Annotated in this window: 10 protein-coding genes; 7 read left to right on the forward strand and 3 right to left on the reverse strand. The window is 54.5% G+C overall.

Translation table 11 applies throughout. The annotated features are described in order from the left end of the window. The first annotated feature begins 177 nt into the window (after positions 1-177). The 5 genes from H144_RS0119895 (at position 178) to H144_RS34400 (ending at position 6,457) form a co-directional block, all read left to right on the forward strand. The gene (locus tag H144_RS0119895) at positions 178-1,476 is read left to right on the forward strand and encodes an MFS transporter (protein ID WP_019943860.1); all 1,299 of its coding nucleotides are present in this window, start codon (positions 178-180) and stop codon (positions 1,474-1,476) included. A gap of 55 nt (positions 1,477-1,531) precedes the next feature. Next, positions 1,532-3,853: a DUF7133 domain-containing protein gene (locus tag H144_RS0119900; RefSeq protein ID WP_026350853.1), complete on the forward strand. Its 2,322-nt coding sequence runs from the start codon at positions 1,532-1,534 to the stop codon at positions 3,851-3,853. Between the two features lie 160 nt (positions 3,854-4,013). Continuing rightward, positions 4,014-4,922: an NAD(P)/FAD-dependent oxidoreductase gene (locus H144_RS0119910; RefSeq protein WP_019943863.1), complete on the forward strand. Its 909-nt coding sequence runs from the start codon at positions 4,014-4,016 to the stop codon at positions 4,920-4,922. A 100-nt stretch (positions 4,923-5,022) separates the two neighbouring features. Continuing rightward, positions 5,023-6,186 carry a THUMP domain-containing class I SAM-dependent RNA methyltransferase gene (locus tag H144_RS0119915; RefSeq protein WP_019943864.1) on the forward strand — a complete coding sequence of 388 codons (1,164 nt, stop codon included), beginning with the start codon at positions 5,023-5,025 and terminating at the stop codon, positions 6,184-6,186. Positions 6,187-6,289: 103 nt separating this feature from the next. Then, positions 6,290-6,457: a hypothetical protein gene (locus tag H144_RS34400; RefSeq protein ID WP_019943865.1), complete on the forward strand. Its 168-nt coding sequence runs from the start codon at positions 6,290-6,292 to the stop codon at positions 6,455-6,457. 127 nt (positions 6,458-6,584) lie between these two features. On the opposite strand, the gene H144_RS0119925 is transcribed toward H144_RS34400, so the two are convergent. Then, positions 6,585-8,024: an arabinose isomerase gene (locus tag H144_RS0119925; RefSeq protein ID WP_019943866.1), complete on the reverse strand. Its 1,440-nt coding sequence runs from the start codon at positions 8,022-8,024 to the stop codon at positions 6,585-6,587. Positions 8,025-8,243: 219 nt separating this feature from the next. Between H144_RS0119925 and H144_RS0119930 the strand changes: the two genes are divergently transcribed. Next, on the forward strand, positions 8,244-8,816 hold the full coding sequence (locus H144_RS0119930; RefSeq protein ID WP_019943867.1) for a hypothetical protein: 573 nt from the start codon (positions 8,244-8,246) through the stop codon (positions 8,814-8,816). On the opposite strand, the gene treZ is transcribed toward H144_RS0119930, so the two are convergent. Together treZ and glgX are read right to left on the reverse strand one after the other, a co-directional pair. After that, positions 8,803-10,650, reverse strand: a complete 1,848-nt coding sequence (gene treZ, locus H144_RS0119935) for a malto-oligosyltrehalose trehalohydrolase (RefSeq protein WP_019943868.1) — start codon at positions 10,648-10,650, stop codon at positions 8,803-8,805. The genes H144_RS0119930 and treZ overlap by 14 nt on opposite strands. Beyond that, positions 10,647-12,827 carry a glycogen debranching protein GlgX gene (gene glgX, locus H144_RS0119940; protein ID WP_019943869.1) on the reverse strand — a complete coding sequence of 727 codons (2,181 nt, stop codon included), beginning with the start codon at positions 12,825-12,827 and terminating at the stop codon, positions 10,647-10,649. Before glgX ends, treZ begins: the two co-directional genes overlap by 4 nt. 196 nt (positions 12,828-13,023) lie before the next feature. Here glgX and H144_RS0119945 point away from each other — a divergent pair, with 196 nt between their 5' ends. Beyond that, the gene (locus tag H144_RS0119945) at positions 13,024-13,284 is read left to right on the forward strand and encodes a hypothetical protein (RefSeq protein ID WP_019943870.1); all 261 of its coding nucleotides are present in this window, start codon (positions 13,024-13,026) and stop codon (positions 13,282-13,284) included. Positions 13,285-13,341: the final 57 nt, after the last annotated feature.

The following is a 13,341-nucleotide window of genomic DNA, read 5'->3' on the forward strand; positions in this document are numbered from 1 at the left end:
GTATACGAAACGTTCCCTATTATACCTCCGATCCCGCACCTTCACCGGCTGCGGGATTTTTTTTGTTAAAGTCTTTTGAAAAAGCATTAAGGGGTAGAATGGGCAAAATGCAGTCTTATCACGAAACAGACGTATTTTTATTCATTCCTGAATCCAAGAAATCAGTTATTCCCCACCATGAAACAAACCAATACTGGTAACTATCGCTGGGTTATTTGCGCGTTACTCTTCTTTGCAACTACCATCAACTACATCGACAGACAGATTCTTGGATTACTGAAACCCACCCTTGAAACAGAGTTCAACTGGACCGAAAGCGACTATGCCAACATTGTGATGGTGTTCGCGGGATGTTACGCCGCAGGTTATATCGTCTTCGGGAATATCATCGACAAGATCGGTTCGAAACTCGGCTATGCCGTTTCGATCATTATATGGAGTGTCGCGGCAGTGGCGCATGCATTTGTCAAAAGCACCTTCGGGTTTGGTGCCGTAAGGGCGGTGCTGGGGCTGGGCGAGGCAGGTAACTTCCCGGCGGCGGTAAAAGCCACGGCCGAGTGGTTCCCCAAGCGCGAACGCGCGCTGGCGACGGGTATTTTCAACTCCGGCACGAGTATCGGTGCCGTGGCCGCCCCTATCCTCGTACCGTGGCTGCTGAGCACTTACGGCTGGCAGGGCGCGTTCCTCATTACCGGGGCATTGGGTTTCATGTGGCTGATATTCTGGTGGCTGATGTACGAAATACCGTCGCGGCACAAGAAGCTGGGCGCCGAAGAATATGCATTCATCCACAGCGACAACGAGGCCGGAGACGGTGAAAATCAGCAGCCTATCCACTGGACCAAGCTGGTTACCCTTCCGCAGACCTGGGTTTTTATCGTTGGTAAATTCCTGACAGACCCTGTGTGGTGGTTCTTCCTTTTCTGGCTGCCTTCCTACTTTGCTACCACCTTCGCGCTCGACCTGAAAAAGCCGAGCCTGCATCTGGCCATCGTTTACACGGCTACCACGTTCGGCAGCATTGGCGGCGGGTATTTGTCGTCCTACCTGATCAAAAAAGGATGGGCGCCGCTCAAAGCGCGTAAAACGACCTTGCTCGTCGTGGCATTCGCCGTGATGCCGATCATCCTCGCGCAATTCGCGACCGACATCTGGACCGTCGTGGCGATCATCGCCATCGCCACAGCCGCACACCAGGCATGGAGCGCCAATATTTTCACCATCGTCTCCGACATTTTTCCAAAACGGGCCGTGAGCTCCGTGGTAGGGATCGGCGGGATGGCCGGCTCGCTGGGCTCGACGTTTTTCCCGCTGCTCGTGGGCGCATTGCTGGATTATTACAAAGCAGCAGGCAGCATCGGCGCGGGCTATAATATCCTGTTCATTATCTGCGGATTGGCCTACATTATTGCCTGGCTGATCATCCATTTCCTGACCAAAAACATGAAACCGGTCGAAGAATCGTTAAAGAACTGATCCGGGCTTCCCGAAAACTAACCCAAGCTACTAATTTTGCGAGCAAAGCATGCCGATGAAGAAGTATCAATATCCCCTCTTGTGCCTGGCGATTTCATCACTATTGGTATATTGTAAATCCAATAAACAAACCAGCCAGCAAAGCACGGCCACCACGGCGACGACCGTCGCAAAAGAAGAAAAGCCGGCCGAAACGCGCGGAAAATCGCCATTTATCCCCGCCGGCGAAACCATCGCCAAAATGGTGATCGAAGACGGTTTCGAAGTAAAACTGGTTGCCTCCGAGCCGCTGGTGAGCGCCCCCGTGGCCATGCAGTTCGACGACAATGCCCGCCTGTGGGTGGTAGAAATGGTGGGCTACATGCCCGACACCGTCGGAACCGGCGAGGATATCCCGAACGGCAACATCGTGATCCTCGCTGACAAGAACAAGGACGGCGTGTACGACGACCGCAAGGTGGTGATCGACTCGCTCGTGCTCCCGCGCGCGATCTGCCTCATCGAAAACGGCATTCTCGTCGCTGAACCGACCAACCTCTGGTTTTACGAATTAAAAAACGACCAGGTGGTGAAAAAGACGCTTGTCGATCCGAAATATACCGAAGGCGGAAACGTGGAGCACCAGCCCAACGGCCTGCTGCGCGCAATGGATAACTGGATTTACAATGCCAAATCCGACAAACGTTACCGGCACATCGGCGGCAAATGGGTGATCGAACATACCCATTTCCGGGGCCAGTGGGGCATTTGCCAGGACAATTATGGCCGGCTTTATTACAACAACAATTCCCAAAACCTGCTTGGCGACTACTTCCCGGCCGGCTTCGGCGCCTGGAACAAAAACCAGAAAGGCGTAGCCGGCTATAACGAGAAATCGGTGGCGAACAACAAAGTGTACCCGCTTCACCCAACCCCTGGCGTGAACCGCGGCTACATGAAAAACGTCCTCGACGACAGCCTGCGCCTGAACGACTTTACAGCCGCAGCCGGTCCGGTAATCTACCGCGGCGATTTGTTCGGAAAAGCTTTCGATTTCAATGCATTCGTGCCCGAACCCTCGGCGAACCTCATCAAACGCGACTTTCTGAACGAGAATGGTTATATCGTAAAAGGCGATATCGCTTACAAAGGCAAAGAATTCCTCGCCAGCACTGACGAGCGCTTCCGCCCCGTGAGCCTCTACAATGCGCCCGACGGCAGCATGTTCGTGCTCGATATGTACCGCGGCATTATCCAGCACAAAACCTACCTGACGCCCTACCTGAAAGACCAGATCGGCAAGCGCGACCTCACGCAGCCCCTTTCGGCCGGGCGCATTTACAAGATTGTTCCAAAAGGTGCAAAACCAAAACCCGTCATCATACCGGACGGCGCCGCGGAACTAGTGCAGCTGCTCGGCCACGCCAACGGCTGGGTACGCGACCGCGCCCAGCAGAAACTCGTCGATGGCAAATACAACCAGACCGTACCTGCATTGCGCGAGGCGATCAGGCAAACGGCCAACCCGCTGCTCGCGATCCACGCATTGTGGACTTTGGAAGGCCTCAATTCCCTGAAACCGGAAGAAGCATTGAGCTGGACACGCCAGCCTTCGTGGACATTCCGCGCCCAGGGCCTGTACGCATCCGCGGCGGTGATCACGCCGACCTCCTACCCGCAATTTGTCACGGCCTTCAACACGATTGTCGATTCGGGCGACTCGCTGGCGGCACCTTATGTGGCGTTTTTGTCCAAAAGCATCGAAAAATTCGACCAGAATGCGGCCCGCGGCCTGGTGAACAAGCTCGCGATCAAATATCCGAACAGCCGCTACGTGTCCGACGCGGTGATCAGTACCTTGCAGGATCAGGAGGAAGTTTTCCAAACGGCCATTTCCGCTTCCATCAGCGATCAGAATGCAACGATTAACAAGCAGCTCACCCGCGTGGTGACGGGCGTCCGCAATGCGATGGGCAACCGCAATCCCGAAATGCTGAAAAAGGAATTCCCGAAAGGCGAAGCATTATTTACCTCGGTATGCCAAACCTGCCACGGTGCCGACGGCGGCGGCGTCAAATCGCTCGCACCGCCATTGAACCAGTCGGAATGGGTGACGGGGAATAAAGATAAATTGATTTCCATCGTCCTGTTCGGCCTCACGGGTCCCGTAAAAGTGAACGGTCACGTGTACCAGACGCCCGAAGTGAGCGGCGACATGCCCGGCATCGGCTACGACAAGGATATGCCCAACGAAGATATTGCACAGCTCCTGAGCTTCATCCGCCGCTCGTGGCGCAACAATGCCGACAAGGTCAGCACCGATGAGGTAACCAAAGTCCGCACGAAACTCACCGGCCGCGAAAAAGCGTTCACCGAGGCCGAGCTAAACGGCATTTGATGGTATGTTGTTGATTCTAAATGTGTAGGACGCCTCGAAAGGGGCGTCTTTTTTTTGCTTAAAAACAAAAATGCCGCAGCGGTGAAAAAATATCGGGCTTTCTTGAAACATGTATTAATGCAACAATGTTGCACATAAACCAACCAACCCGTTTCACCAAATGCAAAACCCATACAAATACGACGTTGCCATCATCGGCGGCAGCTATGCCGGGCTCTCGGCAGCGATGACACTGGGCCGGGCCCGCCGTAAAGTTGTGATCATCGACAACGGGAAACCCTGTAACCGCCAGACGCCGCATTCGCATAACCTGATCACCCACGACGGGAAAACGCCCGCCGAAATTTCCGCCCTCGCACGCGGGCAGGTACTCGCCTACCCGACCGTGAGCCTGCACGCGGGAATCGTCACCAGCGCGTCCGGCAGCGACGGCGCATTCATGATCGGTACCGGCGACGGGCAGGAATTTGAGGCCAAAAAACTCATTTTCGCGACGGGTATCCGCGACCTGCTGCCCGAAATCCCGGGTTTTGCCGAAAGCTGGGGCATCAGCGCGATCCATTGCCCCTATTGCCACGGCTACGAATACAGCGACGCCACGACCGGCGTGCTCTTCAACGGCGACATGGCGTTCGAATACCTCCGCATGATCCGCAACTGGACCGCCGACCTGACGCTTTATACCAACGGCCCGGCGACTTTCGACGACGCTACCCGCGAGCGAATGCGGGCATTCGGCGCGGAAATCATCGAGACGCCCGTTACGTCGCTGGACCATGAAAACGGTTATCTCAAAACCCTTCACCTCGCCGACGGATCGGCCCGTGCCATTGCGGCATTGTACCACCGGCCGGCATTCGTGCAGCATTCACTATTGCCCGAAGCATTGGGCTGCGCGCTGAATGCGCAAGGCTTTATCCAGGTCGACGAGGCGCAGAAAACCACCGTCGCGGGCATCTATGCGGCCGGCGATAATAGCGGTGCATTCAGGGGATTAACGGGCGCAATGGCTTCCGGCACGACGGCCGGGGCAAGGCTTAATCACGAATTAATCGGCGAAGAGTACTGATTGGCGTGTTGCAATATGGTAGTTTTGCGTACCGCTATAAGCCGTAAGCCACAGGCTTTAAGCTTATGGCCTATCGCTTACAGCTTACAGCCTAAAAACAATGTCCTTATTCAACACCACCGCCCCCATTACCATTACCTGTTACAAACGCCTCGCCCCTTTTCTGGAAAAGGAAGTGACGGAAATGGGTTACCGGGTGGAAGAAAGTTTCGCGTCGGGCGTACGCCTGCGGGGAACGATGAACGATTGTATTCGACTCAATCTCAATCTGTACTGCGCCAGCCAGGTACTTTACAGCCTCGGCACGTTCACTGCGCGGCACCCCGACGATGTGTACCGTTTTCTTTCCACAATGCAATGGGAGAATATCCTGGCCGAGGATGCCTATTTCTCGGTCACCAGCAATGTCATGACCGATACGGTGAATAACTCGATGTTCGCCAACCTGCGTGTAAAAGATGCGATTGTGGACCGGCTGCGGGATAAAAAGGGCATCCGGCCCTCGACCGGCTCGGAACTGAAAGGCGCCGTCGTGCATTTGTTCTGGAAGGACGACCGGGCGGAGATCTTCATCGACACCTCCGGCGAAACGGTGGCCCGGCATGGTTACCGCAAAATTCCCGGGGCGGCGCCCATGCTCGAAGCACTGGCATCCGCCACGGTCCTTGCCAGCCGCTGGGACTGGAACTCCGCATTCATCAACCCGATGTGCGGCTCCGGCACGCTCGCCATCGAGGCCGCGCTGATCGCCACCAACAGCCGTCCGGGGCTTTTCAGGGACAATTATTCCTTTATGCATTTGCTCGGATATGATCAGGAAGTGTATTATGCTGAACAGGATAAACTGGAAGCGCAGATCATCGAAGCACCCAAACTACGCATTATCGCGACCGATCATGATTTGAATGCGATCGCCAATGCGAGAAAGAATGCGATAGCCGCCGGCGTAGCGAACATGATCGAATTTGACGTTTGCGATTTTGCCGATACCGAAGTACCGCAGGAAGATAAGGGTGTGTTTTTCGTAAACCCCGAGTATGGCGAGCGCCTGGGCGAGATCGGCGAACTTGAAGAAACTTATGGACGGATTGGTGATTTTATGAAACAGAAGTGTGGAGGATATTACGGATATGTTTTCACCGGAAACCTCGATCTGGCCAAACGTATCGGACTCAAAGCCAAGCGGAGAGTTGAGTTTTATTCAGGTAAAATCGATTGCAGACTGCTGGAATACGAACTTTACGAGGGTTCGAGGAGAGTTTAATGCCGGACGATGCGGGTGTTTAAGTGAAATTTTTCTGGCATGGCGCACCCGCTTTGGCACAATATTTAGATAATATTAGACATAACCATTTAGAAAAATTGTCATGAAACAAGCACAAAGTTCAGGAACCATACCGAAAGGTCAGGTCCAGAACCGGCCTGAAAACAAGGACAATCTGGACAGCAGACGTCGTGAAGAAGAAATGGTGAAAGGTAATCATATTACCAGCAACCAGAAAGAACATCACAGTCTGGGAAAACAGAAAAGGTAGCATCAATATAGCACCTTATTAGATGGTTCCTAAGTTGAGAACGAAGTCCGCATGAAACGATCATCCGGACTTCGTTTTTTTATGCCTAAATCTATACAATTCACTCATAAAGAGACAGTTATCCGGATCAGCAAACGACAATCGTCCCGATCCCGAGCAATTTCCCCAGCTTCCCGATCTTCGAAGCAATGTGTCCCACGCCTACGGCACAATGGTGCGCCGGGCCGTGGCTGTTCCATTCTTCCGCAAACCTTTTCGCACCGATAGCAAACCGGTAGCGGCTGTTGGTATTCCCGATTTCGAGGATCGGTCCCGGCACGGATTCCCCCTCGGCTACGAGCAGGATCACCTTCCCCTCCACCGTCTCCACCACGGACAGCAGCGTCACCGGCCCATGCGCCACGCTCATTTCCACCGACAGGCCGTTGCCTACCTTGCCGTGGTATACGTAGAGCGGTTTCACCTTGGTTTTACCCTCCGCAATGGCAATGTGCCCGGGGCCATCGTGCCCCATCAGCACGACATCATCTCTGAAGTCCATCGCGTAATATTCTGTAAATGACCCACCGGCACCGAAACTGTCCATGATTTTCATCGCCTGCGCATTCTTCACCTCGTATTCGCCCGCCACCGGTATGCCCCGGGCCGTAAGCAGCGAATTTCCGAGGATCACCGAGCTCATCGTATCTCCATTTTGCAGGTTACCGGTCCCTTTGTGGTAATAGGCCATCGAACCGAGCTGGTGTATTTCCACGAGCTTTTCCAAGGCGGCGGCCGTCCGTGCCGCGCGCCGGAGCTCATGTTCGGAGCAATCCGATTGAATATCGAATGTATCTGCGAAGGTTTGTAACATCGCTTCCGTCTCCGATTCCGTCACCGTTTCGCGCAGGGCCGAAAGTTCATCCACCTCGATGATCTCGATGTGCCCTCCGAATGTGGCGCATTGCAAGGTAAGGTCGGAGTAAATGTCAAGCATCCCGCCGTAGTAGCTACCCATTACGCCCAGGCGGTTGTGATATAACGTATGGGCTACGCTGGCTGCTTCGATCCATTCTCGCACTTCCTGCCAGGCTTCGGGGTCATCGTGCAGCGTGCCGGTAACCTGGTAAAACGGAATGCGCGACCGGCGGAACACATTGGCGATTTCGGGTACGGGGCAGGCCGAGCAAAAGGCCAGCCATTCGCCCGTCATGCGCGTGCGGTCGCCCAATGCATTGAACGTACCGTAATCGATCGCGGCTTCCGGCGAGAGGTTCAGCACGATCACCGGCACCTTGGCACGGGCCACGACGGGCAGCACCGTCGACGACAATGCGTAGGTGGTTACGTACAGAAAAATCAGGTCCACATCCTCCTGCCGGAAGCGGTGCCCCGCTTCCAATGCCTTTTCGGGGGTGTCGATCAAGCCGAGATTCACGATATCGGCGCCATATTCGCCCAGCCTTCCGGCTACCACATCGACATATCCTTTCAACCTTTCCTCCAACCCTTCGAATTGCGCCCAGTAAGCTTCCAGCCCAATGCCGAACAATCCGACGCGGAGGTGGTATTCACGCTGTTTTTTCATATCACATTCAAATAGTTATATGCTAAAAAGCGCTGATCCGGTAGTCTTACTCATGGAATGTGTAAACCTGACACCATCTGTTTAACCCAACAAACATCCGCACGCACGATCCAATTTTCAGCCAGATTTAGCGTTCCTATGCTGAATTTCTGCCAGTCCTCGGTCGGCCGCCGGCGGTCAGCGATCGGCGATCGACATTTAAACCAAAAACCAGAACCAATGAAACGATACCTGATGGCGCTACTGTTGCTGGCGAGCGCCATATCCTGCGAGTGGATCGGCAATGCGCCGAGTTTTGGGGATGATTTTATCACTTATACCATCCGGGCCGGTAACCACGAGGTGGACCGTAACCTGAATACCCCGTTCACCGCGTCGTCGATGCGGTTCCAGGCCATTTTCGACAGCAGCTGCGTCTACAAAAACGCGGTGCCGGAAAACCAGAACGATATCAACAAACTTTACGGCTTCTCGGATTGCAGCTCGCAGCACCAGAACAATAGCGCCCGTTTCGGCTGGAACTGGCGCGAGGGCGCGCTGCGCATTTACGCATACATATATGTGAATGGCGTGCGCCAGGAGCGCGAACTCGGTACCGCCGAGCTCAACGAGCTCACCAGCTTCCGCATCGACATTCGCGAAAACACCTACGTATTTACCTACCGCGGCATCGAAACCGTGATGCCGCGGCATTGCTCCGGCGGTGTGGGCATTGCGTACAAGCTCCTGCCCTACTTCGGCGGCGACGAAGCCGCACCGCAGGATATCCGTATCAAAATCAGGAACTTATAGCATTCACATAAACCGTTATGGACTCTGCTGGAACGGTCAACGTACCTGCATCGGCCTGCTCAGGCATATCCTGGGGTCCATTCCAGGCCACGTCCGAGGAGGCAATCAGCTTCCGCCAGGTAAGATGCCCGAAGGGTAGCGCGGCATCCTGCACGGTTTTGGAAAAATTTAGAAAAGCAACCAAATGCTGCCCGCCCCAAACCCGCTGGATGACGATCATTTCTTTCTCTTCGAAGGCCTCTGCCGACAGCCCATTCCGGTCGCATTCGTGCAGCACCTGCTGACTTTTCCGCAACGCGATCCATTTTCGGTAATAGCTGAGCATGGTCCGGTGCGGCTCTTGGGTAACCAGGTGCCATTGCGGTTTGGAGTTTTCAAATGTGTCGACAGCTACGGGGTCTGGCGCTTCGCCGTCGAGGTGGAATGCGGCAAATTCCCTTTTCCGGCCTTTCCGCACGGCTTCGGCCAGTTCGGCGTCGGTGTGGCTTACGAAATATTGAAACGGATTGGGCTCGGCCCATTCCTCGCCCATGAATAGCAGTGGTACAAAAGGACTGACGAAAACCACGCCCGCGAGCAGTTTTTGCATTTCAAAACTGACCAACCGGCTCGTCCGTTCGCCGAGCATGCGGTTGCCGATGTGGTCGTGGTTTTGGGAAAAAACAATGAACTGGTGGCCGGGAATGCCGTCTGCCTTCATTCCGAATGTCCTTTTCCGATGCTCCGAGTAAAGGCCGTCGAATACATAGGCATCCCGGAACGACTTCGCCAGCGATGCAACACCGTCAAAATCCGAATAATACCCGCTCCGCTCCTGCCCCGAGCTCACGCGCAATGCGTGGTGGAACTCGTCGATCCACTGCGCGTCCATGCCATAGCCGCCCGCGTCGGCAGGCTTCACGTACCGCGTGTCGTTCAGGTCCATTTCTACGATCAGGTAATGCGCTCGCCCGGTTTCGCGGGATAGCGCATCCACTTCCTGCCTGATTTCCTGCAAGATATGCCTCGGACTGAGGTCTTTGATCGCGTGCACGGCATCCAGCCGGAGCCCATCAATATGGAAGTCGCGGAACCACATCAACGCATTTTGTACAAAATAATGCCGCACGGCATCCGACCACGCATCGTCGAAATTGATTGCGTCGCCCCAGGGCGTGTTGTATTTATCGGTAAAATAATGTCCGAACGCGCCGAGAATGTTACCCTCCGGGCCTAGGTGGTTGTACACCAGGTCCAGCACCACAGCAATGCCTTTTTCGTGACAGGCATTCACGAGCCGCTGCAATGCGCCGGGACCGCCGTACGAATGCTGCACGCTGTACGGAAACACGCCGTCATAACCCCAGTTGCGATCGCCGGCAAACTGCGATAAAGGCATGATTTCGATCGCATTCACGCCCAGCTGCAAGAGGTAATCGAGCTTCGTTTCGATCGCAGCGAATGAACCCTCGGACGTAAACGTTCCCGCATGGAGTTCGTATATGATGTAATCTTTCAAATGCGGGTTCTGCCACGCCTTATCCGTCCACGTAAATCTCTGTAAATCAAAAGCCTCGGATAGCCCGTGAACACCGTCCGGCTGGTGCAAGGTCGCCGGATCGGCGTAAGGGCCTTCGCCGTCGAGCAGGAAGCCGTAACGGTCGCCGGGCCATAAGGCGCGGGTATGCAGCACCCAAAAACCATACGGATGCTTTTCCAGGGCCAGCGGCTGCTGCGATTTACCAAATACCAATTGTACCGTTTCGGCCTTCGGCGCCCACACGAGCACCTGTGCCTCGCCCTCGGCATTGAACGTAACGCCCGGGCGAAGCTTCAACAAATCTGCGTAACTCATATTTTTTGTTCTTCCAATGCATGCCTGAATACCACTATCGAACGGCTCTCCACCGCAAAACTTTCACCCGGAGGTATCACCTGGCCGTCGTCGCTCACGCAGGCGGCGGCCGTGTCAATCACCTTTCGCCATTCGCTGCCGTACTTTTCAGGCGGCAATGTATATTGCACGGGTTCGTAATGCGCATTGAAGATCATGTAAAAGCTGTCGTCGTAGATAGGATTACCTTTCGGGTCCATGTGCCGGATACCCTTTCCGTTCAGGAATATGCCGAGCGATTTAGCATAGTCGTGGTTCCAGTTTTCCTCCGGCATTTCCTGGCCGTTCGGCAAAAACCAGGCGATATCCTCCAACCCGATGCCTTTGATAGGCATGCCGCGAAACCAGTGCTTGCGCCGGAATGACGGGTGCGCCTTACAAAACGCGATCAGCTTTTGAGTGAATGCAAGTAAGCCATTGTCCATCTGGTCCCAGTTCAGCCACGAAATCTCGTTATCCTGGCAATAGGCATTGTTGTTACCATGCTGCGAACGGCCCCATTCGTCGCCGGCCACGAGCATGGGTACGCCTTGCGAAAGGAAGAGCGTCGTCAGGAAATTGCGTTTCTGCTTGTTGCGGAGCTCAATCACTTCTTCACTGGTCGTAGGACCTTCCTCGCCGCAGTTCCAGGAGCGGTTATGGCTCTCGCCGTCGCGGTTTTCCTCCCCGTTTTCGTCATTACGCTTATCATTATACGACACCAGATCGTTCAGCGTGAACCCGTCGTGCGCCGTGATGAAGTTAATGCTTGCGGTAGGCCGCCTGTCCTCGCCTTTGTACAAATCGGAACTGCCCGTAAATCGCTCGGCGAATTCGGCCAGCATACTGTCCGCGCCGCGCCAGTAATCGCGCATACAATCGCGGTAGCGGCCATTCCATTCCGCCCAGCCGATCGGGAATTTCCCTACCTGGTAGCCATCGAACCCGATGTCCCACGGCTCGGCGATGAGCTTGACCTGCGAAATCACGGGGTCCTGATGGATAATATCGAAAAATGCGCTCAGTCGATCGACCTCGTGCAGCTCACGGGCGAGTGTAGACGCGAGGTCGAAACGGAAGCCATCTACATGCATTTCGGTGATCCAGTAGCGCAGACTGTCCATGATCAGCCGGAGCACACTGGGTAGTCTGGCGTTCAACGTATTGCCTGTACCGGTATAGTCCATATAATAGCGGCCGTCCATCAGGCGGTAGTAGGCCATATTGTCGATTCCGCGGAATGAGAGCGTCGGTCCGAGGTGGTTCCCCTCCCCGGTATGGTTGTACACCACATCGAGGATCACCTCGATACCGGCCTTGTGCAGCTCTTTCACCATACACTTGAATTCCTTCACCTGTTCGCCATGCGTACCGCCGCTGCTGTAACGGACATCGGGTGCGAAAAACCCGATGGAATTGTAGCCCCAGTAGTTGGAAAGCCCTTTTTCCTGCAAATGCCGGTCCGAAATGAAGTGGTGCACGGGCATCAGTTCCACGGCATTGATACCCAGCTTTTTGAGGTAGGCAATGCTGCTGGGATGCGCCAGGCCCGCATAAGTACCGCGGATTTCTTCGGGAATGTCGGGGTGGAGATGGGTAAATCCCTTCACATGCAGTTCATAAATGATGGTGTCGTGGTAGGGAATTTCCGGGGCTGCTACGCCCTCCCAGTCGAACATATGGTCGGCCACGACGGATTTGGGAATGTACGGCGCACTGTCGGCTTCGCTGAAACTGAGGTCTTCCTCCGGGTCGCCGATATTGTATCCGAACAGCGCATCGTGCCAGCGGACGGTGCCTGAAATCGCTTTGGCGTAAGGGTCTATCAGCAGCTTGTTGGCATTAAAGCGCAGCCCGACCGTAGGTTCGTAGGGCCCGTGAACCCGGTATCCGTACAGCTGGCCCGGTTTCAGGCCAGGCACATACGCGTGCCACACATGGTGCGAAACTTCCCTGATCTGTATCTTGACATGCTCCGATTGGGCATCCGGACTATCGAACAGGCACAGTTCCACACCTGTGGCATTCTCGGAATACAGCGCAAAATTCACCCCTTTTCCGTCCCAGGTAGCACCCAGCGGGTATGGTTCTCCCGGGTACACCTTCACATTGCTTTCATGGGATTGATCTACTACTTTTTTATTGGCAATCTTCTTCATATACAGTCTGTTTAAGTCTTGACACGCCGTTTACGACCTCCTTCCGCAGAACGCGGATTGCAGTTTCGGTGGTGGCAGCCGGGTAACAGGAATGACGTTAGTACGGCTTTTGATACAAAATTATGCCAATGCGGCCCCGCCAGGGCCGGGAAGAATTTCCCCACCGGCCGCACGGATACACTGATTTTACGATCTTATGGACACCATCCAGCTGCTTGACACATTCCGCTTTCTCGAAAAGGTCTCGGACTTTAACGAAGACACCGAATACGATCCGGCCGACCAGCCGCATATCGACCGGCTGATAACCCTTTCGAAAGAAAAGGACCAAAAAGCTATCGTCGAGGACTTTAACAAGCCATTCCTGCACTCGATGGTGACCATTCAGCAGCACGTGGAGGAACTGAAAGAACTCGTCGCGCGGGAGCTTGCCGCGAGGCAACCCGAAATCGAATAATTTTTTCGGCAAAAGCGGCTTTCTTCTCACCTTTTGGTACAATTTTTTACAGCGCAT

Origin of the sequence: Dyadobacter beijingensis DSM 21582 (assembly GCF_000382205.1) — a bacterium.
Classification (GTDB): Bacteria; Bacteroidota; Bacteroidia; order Cytophagales; family Spirosomataceae; genus Dyadobacter; species Dyadobacter beijingensis.

Excerpts from the sequence above, each read along its gene's own strand:
- H144_RS0119945 (WP_019943870.1), top strand. The coding sequence starts at position 13,024 with ATGGACACCATCCAGCTGCTTGACACATTCCGCTTTCTCGAAAAGGTC.
- glgX (WP_019943869.1), bottom strand. The coding sequence starts at position 12,827 with ATGAAGAAGATTGCCAATAAAAAAGTAGTAGATCAATCCCATGAAAGC.
- H144_RS0119895 (WP_019943860.1), top strand. The coding sequence starts at position 178 with ATGAAACAAACCAATACTGGTAACTATCGCTGGGTTATTTGCGCGTTA.
- H144_RS0119900 (WP_026350853.1), top strand. The coding sequence starts at position 1,532 with ATGAAGAAGTATCAATATCCCCTCTTGTGCCTGGCGATTTCATCACTA.
- H144_RS0119910 (WP_019943863.1), top strand. The coding sequence starts at position 4,014 with ATGCAAAACCCATACAAATACGACGTTGCCATCATCGGCGGCAGCTAT.
- H144_RS34400 (WP_019943865.1), top strand. The coding sequence starts at position 6,290 with ATGAAACAAGCACAAAGTTCAGGAACCATACCGAAAGGTCAGGTCCAG.
- treZ (WP_019943868.1), bottom strand. The coding sequence starts at position 10,650 with ATGAGTTACGCAGATTTGTTGAAGCTTCGCCCGGGCGTTACGTTCAAT.
- H144_RS0119915 (WP_019943864.1), top strand. The coding sequence starts at position 5,023 with ATGTCCTTATTCAACACCACCGCCCCCATTACCATTACCTGTTACAAA.
- H144_RS0119930 (WP_019943867.1), top strand. The coding sequence starts at position 8,244 with ATGAAACGATACCTGATGGCGCTACTGTTGCTGGCGAGCGCCATATCC.
- H144_RS0119925 (WP_019943866.1), bottom strand. The coding sequence starts at position 8,024 with ATGAAAAAACAGCGTGAATACCACCTCCGCGTCGGATTGTTCGGCATT.